Annotated in this window: 12 protein-coding genes; 9 read left to right on the top strand and 3 right to left on the bottom strand. The window is 57.8% G+C overall.

What is annotated here, in order from left to right; genetic code table 11:
• Nucleotides 1-17: 17 nt before the first annotated feature.
• Nucleotides 18-1,388 carry a Do family serine endopeptidase gene (locus tag HB634_RS17045; RefSeq protein WP_213949452.1) on the bottom strand — a complete coding sequence of 457 codons (1,371 nt, stop codon included), beginning with the start codon at nt 1,386-1,388 and terminating at the stop codon, nt 18-20.
• Between the two features lie 316 nt (nt 1,389-1,704).
• Between HB634_RS17045 and HB634_RS17050 the strand changes: the two genes are divergently transcribed.
• The 5 genes from HB634_RS17050 to HB634_RS17070 all read left to right on the top strand — a co-directional run bounded on the left by HB634_RS17050 (nt 1,705) and on the right by HB634_RS17070 (nt 8,948).
• A complete protein-coding gene (locus tag HB634_RS17050) occupies nt 1,705-3,852 on the top strand; it encodes an adenosylcobalamin-dependent ribonucleoside-diphosphate reductase (RefSeq protein WP_213949453.1) in 2,148 nt (715 codons plus the stop codon).
• A 20-nt stretch (nt 3,853-3,872) separates the two neighbouring features.
• Nucleotides 3,873-5,060 carry a hypothetical protein gene (locus tag HB634_RS22935; protein ID WP_255548668.1) on the top strand — a complete coding sequence of 396 codons (1,188 nt, stop codon included), beginning with the start codon at nt 3,873-3,875 and terminating at the stop codon, nt 5,058-5,060.
• Nucleotides 5,061-5,118: 58 nt separating this feature from the next.
• The gene (locus tag HB634_RS17060; RefSeq protein ID WP_213949454.1) at nt 5,119-5,898 is read left to right on the top strand and encodes an NrdJb; all 780 of its coding nucleotides are present in this window, start codon (nt 5,119-5,121) and stop codon (nt 5,896-5,898) included.
• Between the two features lie 487 nt (nt 5,899-6,385).
• Nucleotides 6,386-8,071: an AAA family ATPase gene (locus tag HB634_RS23070; protein ID WP_213949455.1), complete on the top strand. Its 1,686-nt coding sequence runs from the start codon at nt 6,386-6,388 to the stop codon at nt 8,069-8,071.
• 10 nt (nt 8,072-8,081) lie between these two features.
• Nucleotides 8,082-8,948, top strand: a complete 867-nt coding sequence (locus HB634_RS17070; RefSeq protein ID WP_213949456.1) for a DNA adenine methylase — start codon at nt 8,082-8,084, stop codon at nt 8,946-8,948.
• A gap of 265 nt (nt 8,949-9,213) precedes the next feature.
• Here the strand turns inward: HB634_RS17070 and vsr are convergent, their stop codons facing one another.
• On the bottom strand, nt 9,214-9,771 hold the full coding sequence (gene vsr, locus HB634_RS17075) for a DNA mismatch endonuclease Vsr (RefSeq protein WP_213949457.1): 558 nt from the start codon (nt 9,769-9,771) through the stop codon (nt 9,214-9,216).
• A 2-nt stretch (nt 9,772-9,773) separates the two neighbouring features.
• On the opposite strand from vsr, the gene HB634_RS17080 reads away from it, so the two are divergent.
• The 4 genes from HB634_RS17080 to HB634_RS17095 all read left to right on the top strand — a co-directional run bounded on the left by HB634_RS17080 (nt 9,774) and on the right by HB634_RS17095 (nt 19,645).
• Nucleotides 9,774-11,354, top strand: a complete 1,581-nt coding sequence (locus HB634_RS17080; RefSeq protein WP_213949458.1) for a DNA cytosine methyltransferase — start codon at nt 9,774-9,776, stop codon at nt 11,352-11,354.
• A 67-nt stretch (nt 11,355-11,421) separates the two neighbouring features.
• Entirely contained in the window at nt 11,422-13,281 is a 1,860-nt protein-coding gene (locus HB634_RS17085) for an ATP-binding protein (protein ID WP_213949459.1), read from the top strand.
• Entirely contained in the window at nt 13,278-14,570 is a 1,293-nt protein-coding gene (locus HB634_RS17090) for a hypothetical protein (RefSeq protein WP_213949460.1), read from the top strand. The genes HB634_RS17085 and HB634_RS17090 overlap by 4 nt, the downstream gene beginning before the upstream one ends.
• A complete protein-coding gene (locus tag HB634_RS17095; protein WP_213949461.1) occupies nt 14,567-19,645 on the top strand; it encodes an FtsK/SpoIIIE domain-containing protein in 5,079 nt (1,692 codons plus the stop codon). Before HB634_RS17090 ends, HB634_RS17095 begins: the two co-directional genes overlap by 4 nt.
• A 277-nt stretch (nt 19,646-19,922) precedes the next feature.
• Here the strand turns inward: HB634_RS17095 and HB634_RS17100 are convergent, their stop codons facing one another.
• Nucleotides 19,923-21,587: a DUF262 domain-containing protein gene (locus tag HB634_RS17100; protein WP_213949462.1), complete on the bottom strand. Its 1,665-nt coding sequence runs from the start codon at nt 21,585-21,587 to the stop codon at nt 19,923-19,925.
• Nucleotides 21,588-21,684: the final 97 nt, after the last annotated feature.

The following is a 21,684-nucleotide window of genomic DNA, read 5'->3' on the forward strand; positions in this document are numbered from 1 at the left end:
TTCATCGGCGAAAGGCGCTACAAAACCGCGTAATACACATCCCCATCACGAACCACCGTCAACAACAACTGCCCCCCACCCAACCCGCGGCCCAAGGGCAACGCCTTCACCGACGCCACCTTCCGCTGCTGAATCCCCACAACAATATCCCCATCCTTCAACCCCGCCCCCGCCGCGGCCGACCCACGCTTCACCCCACTCAACACCACACCAAACGCCCCCGCCGCCTTCTGCTCCGCCGTGAGATCGCTCAGCGTCACCCCGGCCAACCGCGGATCCACCTTCCCGCCATCCAACGACGCAATCGCCACGGCGGCGATCGTCGCCACCACATCGCGAGACGCTCCCTCGCGCTGCACCGCCAGCTTCACCTTCGCGCCCAGCGGCAGCAGCCCCTCCGTATTGCGCACATCCTGCGCCGAGCGCACCGGTTTCCCATCGATCGCGGTGAGCACATCACCCGTCTGTAGACCCGCGCCCTCCGCCGGCGAGCCCTCATTGATCCGCGTGACCACCGCCCCGTTCGCGTCCTTCAATCGAAGCGCCTGGGCGATGCGCGGCGTGATGTCCTGCACCTCCACGCCGAGGTTCCCGCGTCGCACCTTGCCGTAAGACAGCAGCTGCTTCATCACGCCCGTCGCCAGATCCGTCGGAATGGCGAAGCCGATACCGACATTGCCGCCGGACGGCGTGAAGATCATCGAATTGATGCCGACCAGCTCGCCGCGCAGGTTCACCAGGGCGCCGCCGGAGTTGCCGGGATTGATCGAGGCATCGGTCTGGATGAAGTTCTGGAAGCCCTTGCCGAGCCCCGACCGACCCAGCGCCGAGACCATCCCCGACGTCGCCGTCTGCCCGAGACCGAAGGGATCGCCCACGGCCACCACGAAGTCACCGACACGCAACGCGGACGAGTCCGCGATCGGCAGCGCCTGCAAGCGCTCCGCCGGAATCTGCAGCACCGCCACGTCCGTCTCCGGGTCGCTACCGAGCAGTTTCGCCTTGAAGTCGCGACCATCCTGCAGCGTCACCGTGATATCGTCCGCGCCCCCGACGACATGGTGGTTGGTCAGCACATAGCCTTTATCGGCATCGATGACCACGCCCGAGCCCAGGCTCTGCTCCACGCGTTCGCGCGGGACGCCCTGGTTGCCGAACAGCTGGCGGAAGGTCGGATCGTCGAAATACGGATTGCGCGTACGCACGCGGGTCTTCGTCGAGATGTTCACCACGGCTGGCGTCACCTTGGCCAGCATCGGTGCCAGTGAAGGCATCGGCTCACCGTTGATGGACGGTGGCAGGCCGGCAAAGGCGGGCGAGGCCAGGGCAAAACCCAGGGTCGCGAGGACGGAAAAAATCGTGGTTCGCCGATAAGCGCTGGCGGTCATGCAAGAACTCCTTTTTGGTGAATTTCAAACCCTGAGACAACGATCACCGACACTTTACTTCGACCCCTTCCGGGTTTAAGGTTCACTCCGGTCGTAACCACAACATCTTGTGTTCCCAGGCTGACTTGTTACCTAGCACTGGTGCTGCGGTTACTCAGGTTCAGGCTTCAAACCATCGTCGGCAAAGGCTTTTCGGGGGTCGACGAGGGAGCAAGGATGGTCGGCAGAGGCTCCGGGGGGAGAGCTGTCGAGGTGGTTGCGTTACCGCATACCAATAAAAGGCCTACAAAGGCCGAGACTCGAGGACGACACATACATGAGCACTGCACGTGCGCAAGCCATGGGGCTTGAGACCGCGGCCATTCCGCTTCAGCCCGCCTCGTACGACATCTGGGACAAGAAGTACCGTCTGAAGGCGAAGTCGGGTAACCCCGTCGACGAGTCGGTGGACGGCACCTACCAGCGCGTCGCCCGCGCACTGTCCGATGTCGAAGGCACCGACGAGCTGCGCGCACACTGGTTCGAGCGTTTCCTCTGGGCCCTGCGCCGCGGTGCCATTCCCGCTGGCCGCATCACGTCCAATGCTGGCGCGCTCGAGCACAAGCCGGCCACCTCCACGATCAACTGCACGGTCTCGGGCACCATCCACGACTCGATGGACGACATCCTCGAGAAGGTGCACGAAGCCGGTCTGACGCTGAAGGCCGGTTGCGGCATCGGCTACGAGTTCTCGACGCTGCGCCCGCGCGGCGCCTACGTCTCCGGCGCCGGCGCCCACACGTCGGGCCCGCTGTCGTTCATGGATATCTACGACAAGATGTGTTTCACCGTCTCCTCCGCCGGCGGTCGCCGCGGTGCGCAGATGGGTACCTTCGACATCGCGCATCCGGACGCCAAGGAATTCATCCGCGCCAAGCGCGAAGACGGTCGCCTGCGCCAGTTCAACCTGTCGCTGCTGATCACCGACGGCTTCATGGAAGCAGTCGAGAACGACCAGGACTGGCCGACGGTCTTCCCGGTGCACGTCAAAGAGCAGCACGAGATCGACCTCAACGACGCCGCCAAGGTCCTCTGGCGCGAGTGGCCGACCAAGCAGAATTACGTCACGCGCGAAGACGGCCTGGTCGCCTGCAAGATCTACGGCCACATCCGTGCGCGGCACCTGTGGGACATGATCATGGTCTCGACGTATGACTACGCCGAGCCGGGTTTCATCCTCATCGACCGCGTCAACGAGATGAACAACAACTGGTGGTGCGAGCACATCCGCGCGACCAACCCCTGCGGCGAGCAGCCGCTGCCGCCGTACGGCTCGTGCCTGCTGGGCTCGATCAACCTCACCGTGTTCGTCCGCGATCCGTTCGGCCCCAAGGCCCGGTTCGACTGGGAGGAATACCGCGAGGTGGTCCGCGTGTTCACCCGCATGCTCGACAACGTGGTCGAGATCAACGGCCTGCCGCTCGCCCAGCAGCGCGAAGAGATCATCTCCAAGCGTCGCCACGGCATGGGTTTCCTGGGCCTCGGCTCCACGGTCACCATGTTGAAGATGCGCTACGGCAACGCCGATGCGGTCGCCTTCACCGAGGAAGTCTCGCGTGAGATGGCGGTCGCCGGCTGGGAAGTGGCCCTGGAGCTCGCCAAGGAAAAGGGCCCGGCGCCGGTCCTCAGCCGCGAGTACGACGTCACCGCCGAGATGCTGCGCAAGCGCCCGGAGATGGTCACCGACGGCTGGAAGGTCGGCCAGGCTATCCGTGGCAGCGTGCTGCACGCGAAGTATTCTCGCTACATGCAGCGCGTGGCCGACGTGGCCCCGGAGCTGATCGAAGCCCTGGCCGAGACCGGCGCGCGCTTCACCCACCACTCGTCCATCGCGCCCACCGGCACGATTTCGCTCAGCCTGGCCAACAATGCCTCCAACGGCATCGAGCCCAGCTTTGCGCACCACTATTCCCGCAATGTGATCCGCGAAGGGAAGAAGTCGAAAGAGAAGGTCGAGGTCTTCAGCTACGAGCTGCTGGCCTACCGCGCCCTCATCAATTCCGAGGCGCTGCCGTTCTCCGACGACCCGAAGACCCGCCTGCCGGATTACTTCGTCTCCGCCGACGACATCAGCCCGAAAGAACACGTAGACATCCAGGCGGCCTCGCAGAAGTGGATCGATTCTTCCATTTCCAAGACCGCGAACGTCCCGACGGATTATCCGTATGAGGACTTCAAGGACATCTATATGTACGCCCATAAGCAGGGTCTGAAGGGCTGCACAACCTTCCGTTTTAACCCCGCCGCGTTCCAGGGCGTGCTCGTAAAAGAAACCGACCTGGAGAACACCCTCTATCGCTTCGAATTGGAAGACGGTAGCGTTGTCGAACTGAAGGGTAATGAAGAGGTCGAATACGACGGTGAAATGCACACCGCCGCGAACCTCTTTGATGCTTTGAAGGAAGGCTATTACGGTAAGTTCTGACCCCGCGGAGAGGGAAAAACATGTCCAACGAAAACCAGGTTGTCGAGGGTGAGCTGCCCGATATCGACACCAATGACACCGTCGAGACGCCCGAAGCGGAGACGAATGTCGCCGCTGAAGTGACGCCGTCGCCGGTGGTTGCGAAGAAAGTCGTCAAGAAGAAGCCGGTCGCGATCAAGACGATCGACCCGACGCCCGAGCCGGCTGCTGCCGCTTCGAGCGACCACGATCTTGGCGAACCCGACTTCGTGTCGGAGCCGGCTTCCGAGTCGGTTGTGTCGGAGCCGTACTCGGCCCCGGTCGTCAAGAAGGCTCGCAAGGCGCCGGTGAAGAAGGCTGCCGTTGTCGAGGTTGCCCCGGTGGAGACGCCGGCTCCGGCCAAGAAGGCTGCGAAGAAGGCAACTCGCAAGGCGGCTCCGAAGGCGGCTCCGAAGGCGGCACCTGCTGAAGCTGCGCCGAAGAAGGCTGCCGCTAAGAAGGCTGCGCCGAAGAAGGCTGCTGCTGCCAAGAAGGCTCCGGCCAAGAAGGCGGCGGCAAAGGCTGCTCCGAAGAAGGCGGCTGGTAAGAAGGCTGCTGCCAAGAAGGCTGCGCCGACCAAGGTTGCTGCCAAGAAGGCTACGGCTAAGAAGGCCGTCAAGAAGGCTGCGGTGAAGAAGGTGGCTGCGAAGAAGGCAGTCGCCAAGAAGGCACCGGCCAAGAAGACTGCCGTGAAGAAGGCTGCGGTCAAGAAGGTTGTTGCTAAGAAGGTTGCCGCCAAGAAGGCCACGAAGAAAGTCGCGGTCAAGAAGGCAGCTTCCAAGAAGGTCGCTTCCAGGAAGGCTGTGACTAAGGCCGTCAAGAAGGCGCCGGCTCGTAAGGTTGCCTCGAAGAAGGTCGCCAAGAAGGGTTCGACCCGTAAGGCAGCAGCAGTCAAGAAGGTTGTCCGCAAGGCAGCCGGTCGCGTCGTGAAGAAGGCAGCCGCCGTCCGCAAGACGGTCAAGAAGGCTGCCGGTCGCGTTGCGAAGAAGGTCTCGACGGCTCGCAAGGCCGTCAAGAAGGGCGTAGCCAAGGTAGCTCGCAAGAGCGCCGGCCGCGTCGCAGCTGTAAAGAAGACGGTCCGCAAGGCCGCCAGCAAGAAGATCGCCCCCAAGGCGGTCAAGAGGTCCACTGCCAGCAAGACCGGTCGTACGGCGGCACGCAAGAGCGCCGTTCGTGGCCGTCGTAAGTAAGTAGCACCTATTCCGCCCGGCGCCAGGCGCCGGGCGGAATACCTATAAGAGAAGAGTCATGGCGATCAAGATCGAAAAGAAGATCAAGGGCTATAACGTCGTTAAGCCCGAAGACAAGGCCGCTCCGGCCCCCGCGCCCGTGCCGGTGAAAGAAGCCGCGCCCGTGGCTGAAGTCATCCAGATGCACGAAAGCCTGGAACGACCGGAGACCCTCGTCGGCAGCACGTACAAGATCAAGTCGCCGCTCTTCGAGCACGCGCTGTACGTGACGGTCAACGATATCGTCCTGAACGCCGGCACCAAACACGAAATGCGCCGCCCCTTCGAGCTGTTCATCAACTCGAAGAACATGGACCACTTCCAGTGGATCGTGGCGCTCACCCGAATTTTGTCCGCCGTCTTCCGCAAGGGTGGCGACGTGACGTTTATTGTTGAAGAACTCAAGGCGGTCTTCGACCCGCGCGGCGGCTACTTCAAGGCTGGCGGCGTTTATATGCCGAGCATCGTTGCCGAGATCGGCGCGGTGGTTGAGCAGCATATGAAGTCGATCGGCCTGATTCACGACCCGGAAATGAGCGACGCGACTCGCGCGCTGATTGCCGAGAAGCGTGCTGCTTACGAAAAGGCCGCCAAGCCTGCCGTTCCCGCAGCTGTTCCTGTAGGAGCCGGCTCCGCCGGCGATGCTCCTGCTTCCCAGGCCGCCGCAGAAGCCGCCCACATGAACGCCTCAGGCTTCCCCGCTGGCGCCACGCTCTGCGCTAAGTGCAATACCCAGGCGTTGGTGCTGATGGATGGGTGCCAGACTTGTTTGAATTGTGGGTATTCGAAGTGCGGGTAAAGCCTCGTCGTTGCCAGGTGACCGCTGATCGTTGATAAATTGCCCTGAATCTTGGTCTTTAGGCCTCGCCCCCAGTAGCCCTGTTTTTTCAGGGCTTTTTCGTTCTCAGGATTTTTGTTGTGGTGCAAGTCTCTCGCTCAACACGCCATACGCCTTAAGCATCAATTGGTTTACCGTTCCAGTGTCCTGCTTTGTCATAGCGCTGAGCCTTCTCGCTCAGGCCGGTTGGGCTGTCGTCGAGCGGCCGTTAAGCGCGAGCTATCAAGCTGCAGCTAAGCCCGCGCTTACGCCCCTGACTCCAAGTATGCTGCGGCTTCGCAGTACCTCGGGGGCCGGTTCAAACCTAACTGACAGCAAGGCGGTGTTTCGACAGCGGGCCTGCGCCCCGGAGAACGCTGAGTGGCTGGCGCGCTTCCACAAAGGCGGCGCCCGCCGGTAGTGCCGCCGAGTTAGGCGGTAGTACTTTCTTATGGAGAAGGGGGGCGAAGTGCCAAACATCAAAGTGAAGAGTATCGAATTCGGTGATATTGGATTCCGTAAGCTGAAGGACTTCAGTGTCGACATCGCGAGCAGGATTACTTTGGTGTCTGGGCATAACGGCATCGGTAAATCCACCATCTTGGGGCTTCTGGCAAATAGCTCAGGACTGACACAGCTCACTAAGGCCCCGAAATCGTATTTCGGCAAGACCTTCCAAGCGAATCTGTCTGAAATCATCTTCATCGACTACGAAGGCGAATTCCTGAGCGCGCAGGAAGCAGACGCCCTACCGCGGCCCATCATCACCTACGAAATTAACGGACAGGAAAGTTTCCAAAAGCGATGCGCGCTGACCGACCGCAGCACAGAAGGACGTGCCCGCATCGTGCCCCGTAATTTCTATCCGTCCAGTAAGAAGTTTGTGTCAGCTGACGACACCATCACTATTGGTGATGCTTCCAAAGTACCGCTTCCTACGCTTTACCTGGGCATGACCCGAGTGTTTCCCTTGGGCGAAGCAGAAGAAGGGTCAGGTTACAGTGAGGTGTTGAAGACGATGCCCGACGCGGATAGGCAGCTCATTGCTGACTTCATGAACGCAGTCATCGTTGGCACGGACGCGAAGCAGGCGTCGGTCACCTCGAATCGCATCAAAGGGACAAGTAAGTTCTCTAGCCATCCCCAATACGGCTACGACGCTAGGTGCGTCTCGCTCGGGCAGGACAGCCTAGGTAGCATCGCAGCGGCTATCGCATCCTTTCAAATGCTGAAAAGGGACTGGGTGGACTACCCTGGTGGCCTCTTGGTCATCGACGAACTGGATTCAGGATTTCATCCCCATGCGATTAAGCGGCTCGTTGAGCAGCTGGCGAAAGCGGCCGAAGATCTCAATTTGCAGATTGTGGCCACCACACACTCCACCAAGCTCATCGAAGCCATTTACCCTCGGGCTAACAGTCGGTCCGCGAAGAATGTTGTCGCGTATCTTATGGATACCCGTGCGCCTCGTTTGATGAGCTCCGGAACGCTCCAAAGCATCCTAGATGACATGGATCTGATTCCGCCAGGTCTTGAGACAGTATCAAAGCGACCGGTGCTCAGGACCTATCTGGAAGACAAAGAAGCGGAAACCATCTTCAATTTGCTCATTCCGGCGGCGCGCAAGCGCGCGCTAGGCGCAGCGTACGATGTGGCCATCAAGCCCATCGCTATGGGCGTGGGATGCGATAGCTTGGCAAACCTGACCTCGATTGACTCGCACTTTAAGCTCGCTTTGTTCGCACTAGATGCTGATGCCAATATCCGGGCAAAGCACCTTAAATACCAAAACATCGTGAAGCTGCCGGGCGCTGCGAAAGCCTCCCCGGAGCGTACTCTTTTTGCGTTCATTCAAGACTTGATCAGCAACCGAGACGCGCATCCCGAAACGTGGCGCATCTTGACCGAGAAGAACATAACGACCGACCAGATCAATGCCCACCTTTTAGACTGGAAGGACGATCTGTCGAAGAGATCCCATGCAAAGAAGTGGTGGAAAGATCGGGCTAACGTCATTAAGTCTTGGAAGCTGTTCGAGGCTTGGATGGCTGAAAACCAAGCAATGGTCGAGCAGTTCCATAAGGATTTCGAGGCCGCGGTGAAAGTGGTCGCCAAGCGGTTGCGGACGCTCGCCAAAATGCCTGTTAACCCCTAGAGTCGGGTCCATGTATTCGAACAAACTCTTTACTCCGCTGCGATACCCCGGTGGTAAGGGCCGCTTTGCACCCTACATCGCCGACATCATGCGAGCCAACGGGTTGGAAGGCGGTCACTACTTTGAGCCCTACGCGGGAGGTGCCGGCGTAGCGCTTGAACTGCTGTACGACGGCGTGGTGACCGACATCCATATCAACGATGCTGACCCAGCTCTACACGATTTCTGGATGGTTGCGACGCGCCAGACCGATGCCCTGATTCGTCTCGTGCAGGACGAGCCGGTCACGATGGACGCGTGGCACCATTGGCGCTCGGTTCTCTTCGGGGAGACCAAAGCGAGCCTTCTCCACCGTGGCTTCGCCACCTTGTTTATGAATCGCACCAACCGGTCTGGAATTCTTAAAGCCGGGGTGATTGGGGGGAAGGCGCAGTCCGGAATCTACCGATTGGACGCGCGATACAAGCGCGATGTTCTGGTCGGTCGCCTAGAACTCCTGAAGCAGCATTCGACGGCAATCAACGTCTACGGCGAGGACGCGCTCGCACTGCTGGCGCGGTGCAAGGACTTTCTTCCATCGCGCTCGCTCATCTATTTAGACCCTCCGTACTACCTCAAGGGGCAGGGGCTCTACCGTAATTTCTACGAGCACGATGATCATTTGGCCATTTCTCGCTTGCTGCAACGCTCGAAGTTTCCGAGGCGCTGGGTGGTTTCCTATGACGACGCGCCAGAGATTCGAGCAATGTATTCAGGGGTCCAGGGAATGGGGTACGGCCTTAGATATACGGCCCGTCGTCGATACATCGGGTCTGAGGTGATGTTCTTCAGCCCCAAGCTGACAGATATTCCTGACGAGCTGCCCGTGGCGGCTTAGGCGGCGCCATCGATAGAGGGTTCGCTTGCTTCGAGGTCGTGCGGCCTCCTTGGTCATCTGACCCCGAGCGTCTACGCACAACAAGGACGGGAAGCAACGTGAGAAGCGGCTCGACTCTAGTTTTAAAGTGTCTGAAAGAAGGTCCGACGTCACTTCCGACTAACGCATCGAGGGGCGACGCGGCACTTCTCGCGTAGCTCGAAGGTGCCGAACAGGCTTCAGCGAAGGACTCTGCTCTCGGAGCCGGCTAACTCGCTAACTGCCGCTACGGCGAGCTCACAAGCGTTGGGGCAGCTTGCCTCGATCCTATCGAGAATATATCCGCATGTCGGCTCGATCCATCTAGCCATTCTACAATTCCATTACGAAGCGCTTCCGAATCGCTTTTAAAGGGGCTGGCTTTGAGTGCGCATTCCCAGATGACGAGCGTCCGCCAGCCACCTTCATGCAGCGCATTGAGCGCGGCAAGGTCTCTCTGTCGGTTCCTGATCAGTTTCTCCCGCCAGAATTCAGGTCGCGAACTTGGCCACTTGAACAGGTAACAATCGTGGTTGTGCCAGAAACATCCATGAACGAACACCGCGGTGCGATAGCGTGGAAGGACTAGGTCGGGGTGTCCCGGCAGATCCTTTCGATGGAGTCGAAACCGTAAGCCAGCGGCATGAAGGAGACGGCGAACGGTCAGCTCCGGCTTGGTGTCCTTACCGCGAATTCCGGCCATCATCCGTGAGCGCCTAGCTGAGTCTACAATGTCTGTCACGCGACAACTCCTGGCGAAAGTCCCTCGACTTGATATCCTATGCGTCTCTAGGGGCGCGTACATCTATGTCGAGTAAAATCAGCGTCATTGACCTTTTCGCTGGGCCAGGGGGGTTGAACGAGGGATTCTCTTCGTTTGTCAATGGAAAAGGCCAATCGCCTTTCCAGACAGCCATTTCGATCGAGAAGGAAAGCAGCGCTCATTCGACGCTGCTCCTCCGTGCGTTCTATCGCCAGTTCCCTCATGGCGAGGCCCCCTCTGAATACTACGATTTTATCTCCGGCAGGCTCGGGCCGCGTCCGGAGTCTTCGTTGTACTCACTCGCAAAATTCCGGAAACAAATTGCCCGTGCTCGCGAAGAGGCTCGCTGTCTTACCTTAGGCGAGCACGACGACGAGATCGATGCCGCTCTCCATACTTCAATGGGCTCGAATCGTGAATGTGTCGTCATCGGCGGTCCACCCTGCCAAGCCTATTCGCTTGTCGGCCGATCGAGAAGAATGAGCGACGCCTCATACGTGGCGGAAAACGACGGCAGAAACTTCTTGTACCAACAGTACTTGCGTATTATCACCAAGTGTCGTCCTGTCGCGTTCGTTATGGAGAACGTAAAGGGGATGCTATCTGCGGAGGTCGGGGGGGAGCGCGTCTTTCATCGCATTCTGGAGGACCTGCAGCGCCCTTGGGGGCGCTCTAAGAAGGGCGGACTGGGCTATCGCATTTACTCGCTCGCGGTTCCTTCGGGCGTCGATGCTGGGGTTCTGGACGACCCCGCGGATTACGTGGTTAAGATGGAGCGATTCGGGATTCCCCAAGCGAGACACCGCGTTCTTCTGTTCGGCATCCGCGAGGACGTTGCGCCGCGATGGCGGCCGAACCTGCTGTTGGAGCAAGCCGCTGAGTTAACGGTAAGAGATGTCATTGGCGGCTTGCCGAAATTGCGCAGCGGCGTCTCGCGGACCGATGACAATCGCGATACTTGGCGCGCCGCTATGTCGGGCCTGAAGGCCAACTTGGCTGAGGTGCGAGCTCATGCAGGGGCACGTGTCGTCGAGCAAATTCGAGCAGCGATCGACGAATCGCTTACCGTTCCCGATTCTCGTGGGCAGAATTTTTCGCCGGACTCTGTTCCGGCGCGGATTTTCGGGAGCATGCCTCGATCGCTGCGCCGTTGGTACGCGGACCCATCGGGTAGGGGGTTGCTATGCAATCACGAGTCGCGAAGTCATATGCCCGGTGACTTGCAGAGGTATCTATATTGCTCCGCCTGGGCAAAGGTGGCACAGGGCAATCCTTCATTGCACCCTTTTCCCAAGCCATCTGACTATCCTGAGTCGCTAATCCCAGCCCATAGTAATTTCGCTTCGGGTCACTTTGCGGACAGGTTTCGAGTGCAGGTTGAGAATAGATTCGCGACGACCGTAACGAGTCATATTGCGAAAGACGGCCACTACTTCATTCACTACGACCCGGCACAATGCCGCAGCCTCACCGTGCGCGAGGCTGCTCGCATCCAGACGTTCCCAGATAACTATTTTTTTGTAGGCAATCGAACACAGCAATATGTACAAGTCGGCAACGCTGTGCCACCGCTTCTTGCCGCAAAAGTTGCACAAATAGTGGCTACTCTTCTAAACGTGCATTGAGCCATCTCGAAGCTCTCGTAGCCCAAGATAAGAATCGTAACTAATGATTTCCAAGGGGGAGATCAACATGCAGATCGATCGGTCATTCAAGGTGAACGGCCATGTCACGAGATTGGGTAGATTTTTACCCTTCAGTGCCGCTCATGATCAGATCTACGAGGAGTATCAGACAGAGGACGATGCCCTTGACTTGGATACTGTAGCGATCGATTACGCCAAGAAGGCTCTTTTCTCAGGTGCGACCTGCATCGTTCTCACGGGCGACGCTGGTCACGGAAAGACCCATATGTGTCGGCGTCTTCTGCAAGAGCATCTCGGATACTCAGGTCACGAGGCACGCGCGCTGCTGAATTCTGCCTGTGACGGTGAATCAGCGATCTTGAGTAACGTTCTTGGTTCATCAGAAAGGTTGCGGATTCACAAGGACTTCTCCGAGACGGCACCCGAGATGGCCGCTCGGTACCTTGAAGGCGCGCCAACGCATTACGGTGAGGCGTTGATAGTCTGCGCGAACGAGGGTCGACTTCGGGCGGTTCTGAATCAGCCATCGGCTGGCTCAGTGGCCAGGACGATCCGGGAGCTCTTCAAACAGAGCTTCGTGACGGGCGTGGCGTCAGCCGACGGTAAAATCCACGTAATTAACCTGAACTACCAATCCGTCGCAGCGGTAACTCCGCCTGAAGCGAGTTTGGTCCGTCGGACCCTTGAGAGATGGGTGGGCGACGGTCGCAGATGGGGCCAGTCGGCGTGCGGAAGCTGCCAATCCGAGAGTGTGTGTCCTATACGTCGGAATCGATACCTCTTGGCGGAGGACGCGGAGCTGTCGCCTCGCCGCGTGGGGAAACTGGAAGAACTGTGCGCAACGGTTGAGCGTTTGGGGCACGTCATAACCATCCGAGAGATGCTTATGTTGGTCTCGTACGCAATCACCGGCGGTCTGACGTGCACAGACGTTCACAGTCGGGGAAGCGCCCCAGGCTGGCAAACTGACTATAGTTTCTATAACGCGATATTCGCACGCGTTCCCACAATTCCCCGCGACCGACTTCACAAGGGAATACCGATCCTGACCGCCCTCGAGACTCTGGATCCGGGCGCGGTGGCGAACCGCTCATTAGACGAGCGACTTCTGAACGAAGGGCATTCCTTTAAGGAAGGCGAACTAGACCTGCAGTTTAGCTACCCCGGTAGGGCTTATCCGGTAGATGGCGCTCTTGGGATCGATGAGGTTATCGGAAATCCGCAGAGCCATTCGGACCTGCTACGTGAGTCCGCGCTATGTGGCACTGTAGTTGCAGCTCTCAGGCGACGGTCTTTCTTTGACGACGAGACCACCGCGAGCGAGCTATTAGCGCGCCTCGGTTTCAGGTTTGGTGGTGAGTTCCTTGACTTGGTTGCTGGTCGCCTGTCTGCCCAAGTCACAATTAAACTGAAAAACTTGATTGTCGCGGGCCTTCACGCCGTTCAGGGGCTGCGTCTCTCTCGGACGGAGACGATGCTTCATCTCGTTGATCCGGCGTTCGGGCGTGCGAGTGTTGACGCGGCAATTATTGCAAGGCGCCTGCCGACGAGCGCGTTAACACTCATTCCTTCCGGGGAAGCGTGGATGCGCGAGCACCGAGAGTGGCCGATTGAGAAGTCAGTCGACTGGATCGATCGCTTTATCGTTCTTCGCGTGGAAGATGCATCCGGCGGCATCGCCGATCTTCAATTGGATCTTCTAGCGTTTGAGTGTCTGGCAAGGGCGGCATCAGGCCTTGTCTCGGAAGATTTCTACGCAAGTCAACTTAGAAGAGTGCGGTCCTTCCTGGGAACGTTGGCGGACCGCGGCAAAGCCGGTGAGCCTCAGGTTTCCCTATTCATCAATGGGGCCGTTCAGAACGTGTCGCTTGACATGGGCGTTGTCCAAGTAGGGGGTGTGTCATGAGCTCGGCGCCAGCTGCTCCGGAAGTGACCACTGAGCTATTCGGCGGGACCTTTGTCATTGACGGCTCAGGTTTCTACCCCGGCCTTGAGTTGATAAATCTTGTCGTTACGTCGCTTGATGGGCCGCTGCCGTCAGGTGACATCGTGCAAGTTCGTCGTGTCGCACATGACTTTGCCAGAAGGTTAATTCGTGACGGCGGCCTCACTGAGGCCGTCCGGCGGAACGTCATCCTTGATGAGCACACCGAAGTTGCTGTAGGTAAGCTCTTTCGGTGCTTAGAGCTCCCAACTCCTAACGTCGTGAAAGCAAAGAGTTGGGGGAGAACACATTTCTTTCCCTATTCGCGCTCATTGGTGCATTGGGATGCAAGAGTAAGATATCGAGCGAAAGGCGAAGAAGTGTCTGCCGAGCGGATCTATCTGCGCGGCGGTGGAGCGTACGCGTTCACTGTGCTACGCAAGGACCCGAATGTAGGGCGGCGCCAGGCCATCCAAGACGGCTTCAATCTTCTCTACCCTCTGCACGATGACTCGCCGCTCGATCGCATCGCGGCAGTGCTTCGCGCGCAAGGATACGTGGACAGTGACCCGGTCGAAGACGTCATCGAGCGGAAGTCGGTCGTTGTCGAGAGTAGGTGGACCGAGCTCTACCGAGACGGCGTCGCAAACATACTAAGTTACGTCGGTCTGCCCTCCGTTCAGCGTGTTCGTGCGCTGATGAGCTGGACAGGTATCTGGATTGTGCTCTTGCAGGCATCAGAGAGTTCGCGATACGTCAACGCGTCCTATAAGGGAATTATTCTGGATTGCGCCGGAGAGCATGCGCAGCTGCGACGAGCCGCCCAGCGGTCGCTTAAGGAGTCGCTTTCAGTGATAGGAGAGGCGTCGCTCGCTGCTTCAGTCAAGCTGGGCTCCAAGCTCAATGCCAGTCAGCTTGGCCAAATCAAAGGATTCTTTGCGAGCACGGCTAGCACTTGCGGGCTTCTGAATTCTGCAAAGGGCCGCCGTCACTTTACTCTGAAGCTCGACGCAATTGAGAGCTTGGTGATGGCTTCCGTTTGCGAGGGGGAGGAACGCGAGTTTGAATCTTTTGCGGGTGATTGGTTGTTCGGTCGATGCCAACTGGTGATAGGTAGAAGCGCTGCTGAATCGGCTAGCTTGCTGGACACGTTCGACGCCACAATTTTTGAAGAGAACGAGAGAGCCTTGGCAGAGCGAATCCGCGCCACCGGGATGCTAAGAGTCTATTCGGATGCGACCCGAATGGTCGCGGCAGGAGCTGTGCAATGAGCTATCGGACCATCGCAAGGACGGCCCTTGCAATTGCGGTACATGTTCTCAAAGAGACGGAAGACGCGAGCCACAGATGCTTTCGAGTAAAGAATCTGCTCGCAGAAGAGGTCGGCCACTTCGTGAATCTCTGGCCCGCAGTCTCCAGTCGCCCGAGCATGGAGAATGTTCGTCTAGTTTCGGCGGAATCAGCGGGCGGTGCAATTCCCGACGCCTTCGTTGCAGAGCCTGGTCGATCGATCACTTATTACCGGAACAATAACCCAGGTGGTCTCGTTTACCTTGAGACCAGAGTTCAAAGCGACGAGCAGGGCCTGCAGAATATCTTTACTCTGCGTGACAGCAACTTTCTTGACGGAAGTTTCGACAAGTCGGCTGCAGGAGAGGACTCGGTTCCAGAGCTGATTGTTCAGATGGCATGGGGTGTCACGGGCGGATCAGGATCCGGCGAGAAGGCTCCTCGCCTGTTGGTGTCCTTGATTAAGGAGCTCCTTTCAATACTTCACCCTGAACTGATTCCGATACCAGTTCGACGCTTCGCAACGTTCGCCGAAGCTGTCTCTACACAATGGCGATCCAGCGCCCAAGCTTTTGATGCCGAGGCAGCAACGACTCTGATTGGAAGCAATCTTTGGCTGTTGGGATTGTTCCCAGATATGAACTGGCGCTCGACAGTGTCCGACGCCAGGACGAAGCGTCGACTGACGACGAACTCGCGGTTGGCCGACCTATCTAGCCCATCCGGTGATCTCGATGCCGACATGTTGGTCAAGCGAATTCGAGAGACGAAGTTCAATAACCAGTCGGGACTTCCATTAGCAGAAGCGGAGCAAGTTCGGCTCAGAAGTCTTTGCGCAGATTACGTGCAAGGGCCTTCAACTGAAAAGCTGAGACTCATTGACTTCTTTATCTTTGAGCAGCTCTTTGCGCTAGATAGCGTTGGCCAACCCCTCGGCGATCGCGTCACTAATGAAATTTCATTGGTCGGCGCGAGTCGATCAGCCGAGCTTTTAGCCTTGGATGTGGTCACGGGCCTTAATGCGAAGATTCAGTCCGACGCTGAAAGGCTTATGGTGGCCGAGCCATTGGTCCCTGGAGATGCACGGATCTTTGATCTCCTCACCGCAGCCACAAAACGCTTGGTCGAACGTGTTGCGACCCCTAGAGTTCGGCGGTTCTTCAACCCGTGCATCGAATTGGTGCGTTTCTATAACCAGGCGGCCGTGGCAGGCGAGAGGGTTGCGCGGATCGAAGTACAGCTTTCCGCAGATGTTCGAACGGACTCACCCTCCCTCGGTCTCTTTACGTTTCTTTTTGCGGGTAGCCTCAGGGCGATTCAAGGAAGCATCGAAGGCCTTCCCTCGTCCTGCGAGCTGGTGCTATCCGAGGACCTTGTGCGGCAGCGGCCAATCCCGAGCTTAATCGTCGAACCTGATGCAGATGCGGGTGACGATGAAGAGGAGGCGGCAATAGAGTGGGAGGAGCTGGCGCTTCGATTCACTGCGTTTGGCAGCGGCGGTAGCGTGATAGAAGTGGCCGATCAGGTTCGATGGGCTAGCGATTCGATGGGCCTCCATGCGATGTTCTGGCTGCTTGTTGTCGATGCGCAGTCTCCGTTGAGTTCGACAATGGGAAGCTTGAGGGTGACAGCTGAGGATGATCCCGCTCAGTGGCACCTACGGTACGTGCAGCGCATCGCTAGTTTGGCCTCGCTGAAGAGTAACTCGACGCTCACTCTCGACTCGCTCTGTCTCGAGGTTGTTAGAGACAGAGAGTGGCTTCGTTCAGCGGTAGCCGGCGAGGGTTTGAGTGCCGAAATACTGAACGTATATGGCGACCGTTGGCTGGGTAATCTCGAACGGGCCAGGGAAACCTATGTTCCCAACGGGCGGCATATCCCGGAGATGGACGCTTTCTTGACGACAGACTTTGTTGTCGTCGGTCCCGACGGCCGAAGAGTAATGCTGCCGACCCACCCGATCAGGCTTAGGTGGTTGGCGAGCTATCTGGGGCGATGCGTCGACCTATCGGTTGCCTGTCTTTCGGGTGACCTCAAGTTCTCCGATTCAGACGGCTCAGACTACCTGGCTTGGTTGGAGGATCATTCTCCTCACGAATCGCCGGCCGTCGCTGCGGATGAGCAAGGCACTCTTCTCTATGCCAAGGGAGAGGCCGGTTGGTTCGAAGAGTTCGGGGCGCTGGACGATGACGTAACAGACGTCTCGTCCGATCGGTACGCGTTAGACAGTATTGCGGGACAGGTTACGAAGTATTTAGAGGCCCACCCATATAAGGAGGCTGGTCTCTCGATGCTCGCTGTGCTTCCCTCGTCGGACGACTTCCCTGCGACTTTGCTCGAGCTGACCGCCCGCGGCCGATGGCGTCGTATGAGGGCGTCCATGACAGTCGCAGCGCCTAAAGGTCGTTGGGAGACGATCGCTCGAAAGTTCGAGCAGCTTGACTCCTCGGATAGCATCGGCAAACGCGCTGGCCTATTTCCTCGCTTCGATCTGACCTTCGTTGAGTTCGATCGCGGCGGTGACATCGCGGGTGCCATTGGTGACGCCGAATTTGACCTCTCGATAGTTACGCATATCCTGCAGGATAGTGTGCTTTGTCAGCCGAACACGGAAGCGCCGAGTGCGCGACCGGGCCGGTTCGATCCGCTTCTTGATCGACCAGTTCGCCTCGATAAGCAAGGTGACGGAGGCTCCATTTCGGTTGTCATGCGTCCGCGCGACCCAGATCCACTCTTGGAGGCTTGGTCGACACTTGTCGTCCGTGCGAACAGGACCCGTCCGGTCGCGCCGGATCAACCCGAGAATATAGATTTCGTCGAGCTTCGAGTGAACTTTGAAGACTCTGCGAGGTTGTTCAATGCGCTACATCAAGCTTCGCATTGGGTGATTACTCTGGAGCGCCATATTTCTCGACAGCAGATCGAATCGACAGAGGCCGGTGCGCCAGATGTTCTTAGCATCCAGGACCAGATCGGTAACAATGGATTGAGCACGTTGATAGTGTCGTCGAGCTCGGGTCGTCGCCTTATTGAGTCTCGGATCTCGAGAAAGCTTGGCAGGCTTGTACCCCATGATAGGGAAGCAGATGCTTCGTTAGTCCTGCCGATTCTGGCAGCTCAGATATATGATGAGACGCGTCGCATTGCGCCTCACCTAGCGCTTCGCGCCATGGGGATTTCGCGGGTGACAGAGGAGATCCTCGGACTGTATGTCGCTCGATCCACCGCCGAGAGGCTGTACCCTGCAACGCCTAAGGATGGATTTCGCGTCTGGCTGAGTCTCGATGATCACGCAACTTGGTTCGGAGGCCAAGGGCAAGTGCGCCCTGACATGTGTCGCTTCTGTTTTGAACGGGCAGATGACGGTAGCGTCCTTCTCGACGTCCTTGTCCTGGAGGGAAAGCTTCGTCAACAGTATGACGCACATGGTGTCGAGCAAGTCCTTCGGGGCGTTTCGTTCTTCTCTGGCGTTCTTAGCCATCAATCGACAAAGGATAGAATCGACTCCGAGATGTGGAATGAGCGGATTTTGGCAGCAATGGAATCCACAGCTGTTGAGGCGAGGCAGGCGTTTGGCGTAACGGCAGAAGAGAGGGCGCGAGGAGGGGCAATTCCTGCTGACATCCGAGCTAGTATTCGTGAGGGGCGTTTCGTTCTTAGGTCGCTGACTGGCTTGTACTGCATCACGCTGTGGGACGAGCTGGAGGCCGCTGAGCAGGTTCAGGATGAGCGGGGCATTACGGTCGTCCGGGCAGCAGGCAGAGCGCTATTCGTCGCCACATCACCGAGCAATTTATTTGAGAGTCCCGCGCTCGCAGAACTGCATGCTTTCGAGCCGACGGTTCACCCAGAACTGACTGGCGCAGTATCTATAGCGGTCACTGAACCCAATGACTCGACCTCGGCAGGCCACTTTGCAATGGATGCCACGGACTCGCATGCACCGGGGCCGTTGACATCTGCTTCTCCCGGTCCCGATGGCGTTGCGCGCAAGCGAATGACGAACGAAGAGCTTCTTCGCATTTACGGCGAGGTCTTGGGGTGCTTTGCCGAGCACGACGTCCAGGTCTCAAGAGCCCCCGACGACGACGTACCATTCGTGGAGGGGCCGGCGTCGATACTCTTCCGTGTGAAGCCTGGCCATGGGGTCGACCCGAAGAAGCTCTCGGAAAAGTCCGCCGCGCTCAAGCTGAGCCTTCGTCTTTCCGAAGAGCAGAACGTCGCTTTTGGTATTGATGCCGGCTACGTAACCGTTGACGTGCCAAAGAGTTCAGCGCAGCGATATTTTGTATCCGCCGAGGCGATGTGGAGTCGTTGGACTCGTCCAGTCGGCGTGTTGGAGGCGCCTCTTGGCGAGGATCGCTTCGGAAAGATCATAAGCATATGTTTCAGTTCGTCAAATTCGCCGCATCTTCTCGTTGGTGGCACCACGGGAAGCGGCAAGTCTGAAGCCTTGAATACGATCCTCTTCGGTCTCTGTCACTTCTACGCAGCCTCTGAACTGCGTCTACTCCTGGTAGATCCAAAGGGCACTGAGCTCCTACCGTTTGAAGGCAGTCCGTACCTTCACGGGACGATTGGCTGGGACGATGGGGACGCCCTGTTACTTTTGAAGGAAGCAGTAGAGGAGATGCAGAGGCGATACGCACTTTTCAAAGCACTGGGAACCAGGACGATATCCGACTACAACTCCGTTGCGCCATCCGATGAGCGGTTGCCGTGGTGGGTCATTGTTCTTGACGAGTACGCCGATCTCACCAACGATGCCCAATCGAAGAAGGACATCGAACAGGAGTTGAAGCGTCTGGCACAGAAGGCGCGCGCTTCCGGTATCCATCTGATTATCGCTACGCAAAAACCAAGTGCAGATGTCATCAGTACCAATCTGCGGTCCAACCTGCCTGCTCAACTTGGGTTGCGGGTTAAGAGCGCAACGGAAAGCCGGGTCTTGATCGACGAGGCCGGCGCAGAGGTCTTAAACGGCAAGGGCGATGCACTCCTCAAGGCAGATGGTAAGGTCGTTCGCGTTCAATGTGCCCGGGTGGCGGGCGTCTAGGCATCCGCTCGCTGCAATTGATCGCCGCAGAGAATTGGCTGGACCAGCGCTCCGGCCGTAATGCTCTGGGCGGGCACCCGCGATACGAAGTTGAGTTCCGCCCGATTTTTGTGCGGAAGAGCCGCTTCGGCGCGTCGACCTGGCTTCGTCATAGGAGAACGTCCGTCGCGCTGCGTGCGATTCGTTCTTCTTTATTGACATGCCCGCGATGCAGCGCTCATGAAGACGGTGGCGGGCCGCATAAATCCAGTGCAGCCCACCGATCGAGGAGATCAACTCAGAGCGACCATTCCTCCCGGATGAACTCGATGATCTCGTTGGTCCGGGTCTCCACATTCTTCGCTTTCCAACCTTCTTTGCGAACGACCGCGGCGACATGGCGCGTGGCACGGATGCCGGAATCTTCGTAAGCCTTGATCTTGTCGGCCGGTGACTTATCGCGCAACGACGAATTCACGCCGGGTGGCAACATCGTAAGGTTGCCGAGTTGGTGGATGAAGCTCCGATTTGAGCTCTGAGGAGTTATATGTTCAATGGATTTTGAGGGATCCTGCTGCCAGATCTTCTTCCACTCGCCTACATTGATCTTTTCCCCGTGCTTGCTGGAAAGGTGCTCCTCGTAGCGATACAGGATATATCGGAGCGGCTCCGCCCAGCCGGAGTAGCAGTCACTCCAGTCGGCATTTGCTAAGACCTTGTCGATATGATGGTCACTGCCTGGGATCGCTATGAGGCGATCGCAGATGGCATCGGCGCTCATCGATCCATTCACTATCTCGTGTCCGAGTCGGGTGTACTCGCCAACCTTTTTTCGCTTATCGGATCCACCGAGACCATACACGAGGAACGTGACGTGCTCCCATGCCTTCATCGTGCGAAGTGCGTCACTCGCAGCCAACTTCCGTATATCGATGCAGGTGGCGGCAAATCTGGCCTGCATGACACTAGTAACGGCCTTGATCCGATGATTCTGATCGAGCTTATCGATGGATTCGACGATCGATTCAAGGATGCGGGCGACCTTGATGATCGAAGGAAGATCCTTGCCTGCCGCCCGAATAAGCTCCGCCGCCGCATCTTCTTCGCTAAGTATGCGATTGGGTATGTAACTCAGTTGCAGCGTGCCGGCAAATCTCAGCGCCTGATCTGCCAGGGTCCCGCGAAGGCCGACCGTCCGGTAGATGCGCCGCCATATCTCCCGCATCTCGTCTAGGGCTTCCTCCATTGCGCCGCCCTTGGCGCTTGAGAAAATGAGCGCCATGAGTTGGCTCTTGACCTTGTCAACCTGCTTAACGTCCAAGCCGCGGCTATTCAACACCTCAAATACGCGGTAGACAGAAGCTTCGTCCGTCAGTTCGTGATAGATCATCGATAGCCGATTTCTGAGAATCGAAACCAGGTCAATCAAGGTGGAGGTCTTTTGCCATCTAGTTACGAAACTCTGGCACTCCATGCAGGCGTCGATTAGGTTTCGCTCGGCCTCAGTCGTATGGGCGTTGGCGCCATACGCTCCCGATCGGATGTAATCGGCGAACACATTGGTACTGTCGTGGTTCGTCTGAAGCAGTAACAGCGAATGATCGTCAGTCTTGACGAGAAGGTCCTTGATCTCAGACCGGATCTTGGACTCTACCTTGTCGTCGAGATCCAGTGCCTGCTCGACTGCCTTCAGCAGGACAATCAGCGTGGTGATGCGTTGCTGACCGTCGACAAGGTCGACGGCGGTGTACTCGTCGGCAACAATCTTTCGCCTATCCTTAACGAGCGCAACCACCGTAGCCATGAAGTGATCTTGGTCTGTCTCCTGCACTTCTTCGATGTCTGAAAAGAGTTCGTCGCGTTGCTGTTTCCGCCACGCATACGGCCTCTGGTAGTCAGGAATGCGGAAAAGTCTGCCTTGAAGAAGTTGTGCAAGCGTGTAATGTTTCGGATCCAGCCGCATGATTCTCTTGTCCCTGTATAAGATTAAGCGTTGCTTATTGTCGGTAAGCTACCCGTTGGTCGAGCTGCTTATGCAGACGCTACCGGTGGATTCACCC

It is taken from the genome of Luteibacter sp. dw_328, assembly GCF_018449605.1.
GTDB lineage: Bacteria > Pseudomonadota > Gammaproteobacteria > Xanthomonadales > Rhodanobacteraceae > Luteibacter.